Raw genomic sequence first — 1,011 nt, forward strand, 5'->3', positions numbered from 1 at the left:
CATCGGGTTGAGCGAGGTCATCCACGCAACGCAGAAGCAGGTCAGGGCCGAGTACGGGTGGCCGCCGGCAAGCAGGACGAAGAGGCCCGAGAGCACGCCGTGGATGATCACCCAGAAGAGGAACGCGTACAGGAGGACATCCAGGCCCACACCCGAGAACGCGATGGCGGCGAGCAGGAAGGCGAAGAGGAACGTGACGCCGAAGCCGAAGACCTTTGCCCACGGGAACGGTTTTGGTTCTTTTGTCAGCGAATCGAACGGCGGGAGGGTCTTTGGGTCATCAAGGTACGTGGAGATCCCTTTCCGGTGACCGGCGCCGATGACCGCGAGGATCTTTCCTTCGGGCCGCTGGGCTTTTAAGATGACAAGCTGGTGGGCGATGTACGCGTCGCGCTCGTCGATGAGGGCACGGGCTCCGTTGGGCGAGAACTTGCGGAACTCCTCCATCACGACATCGATCACATTCTGTTCCTTTAAGGATTCGATATCGATCTCCTGGCCGTTATCGATCTCGGCAATGGAGATGATCAGGGCCCATACCATCTTGAGCTTCTCGACAAAGCCAAGCGTGTTCCAGAACCGCATCAGTGTGACGCGGATGTCGCGGTCAACGAGCGCTATCGGGATATTGCGCTGTTCGGCTTCCGCGATCGCTGCTTTCATCTCGGCGCCGGGTTCGACACCAACGTCGAATCCGATCTTGCGCTGGAGGTAGGCGAGGAGCCACTGGACAAGAAGGGAGTTGAAATTTTTTACTTCCAGGACATCCTCCACGCTCGGGTCACGCGCCTGTTTCTTGAGCGCAGAGTACCGTGCCGGGTCAAGCTCGATGGCAACGACATCCGGGTGATATTCTTCTATTGCGGTCCGGACCTCGTTGACGCTCTCCTGCGAGACGTGGGCCGTGCCGATGATTTTTATTTCCGCCATTGATCACCGTTTGTGACGGTTATATTGGTGGTGAAGGGTGATTAAGGGAGGGGATGAGGCGGGGGCTGCCGGAAGGATTGC

At 58.4% G+C, this 1,011-nt stretch carries 1 protein-coding gene; it reads right to left on the bottom strand.

Annotation, left to right across the window (positions count from 1 at the left end):
* A partial coding sequence (locus tag CW742_RS15320; protein WP_292421913.1) for a TraB/GumN family protein occupies window positions 1-930 on the bottom strand: 930 nt, incomplete at its 3' end.
* Window positions 931-1,011 lie beyond the last annotated feature (81 nt).

The organism is Methanoregula sp. (genome assembly GCF_002835825.1).
Taxonomy (GTDB): Archaea; Halobacteriota; Methanomicrobia; order Methanomicrobiales; family Methanospirillaceae; genus Methanoregula.